We start from the raw sequence: 441 nt of genomic DNA, 5'->3' as shown, positions 1-441 counted from the left end.
CCCATACAGGGTTCATCGCCTGCAGCACTTCCGGCTGCTGGATCACCCCGTAGACACCCAGCGCCGCCAGGGCGCCGAACCAGAGCACCATGACCGGGCCGAACAGGATGCCGATCCGCGCGGTGCCGTGCTTCTGGATCAGGAACAGGCCGATCAGCACGATAAGCGCCAGCGGTACCGTCCAGTGCTCCAGGCCGTCGAAGGCGATCTCCAGCCCTTCTACCGCCGACAGTACCGAGATCGCCGGGGTGATCATGCTGTCGCCGTAGAACAGCGCCGCGCCGATCAGGCCGGCAACCACCACGAAGGTCTGCAGCCTGCCGAACGGCGCCGCCGCCCGGCGCGCCAGGGCCGACAGCGCCATCACCCCGCCCTCGCCCTGGTTGTCGGCACGCAGGACGAAGATCACGTACTTGATGGAAACGACCCAGACCAGCGACC

1 protein-coding gene is annotated in these 441 nt (G+C 67.3%); it reads right to left on the bottom strand.

The genetic code is table 11. From position 1 onward, the window contains the following. The coding region (locus EEB15_RS33365; RefSeq protein WP_199236715.1) for a KUP/HAK/KT family potassium transporter at nucleotides 1-441 on the bottom strand (441 nt) is incomplete at both ends.

The organism is Ramlibacter sp. WS9, from assembly GCF_003797765.1.
GTDB lineage: Bacteria > Pseudomonadota > Gammaproteobacteria > Burkholderiales > Burkholderiaceae_C > Ramlibacter.
The sequence above is the reverse complement of the archived record's forward strand: the minus strand, read 5'-3'. Positions and strand labels throughout refer to the sequence as shown.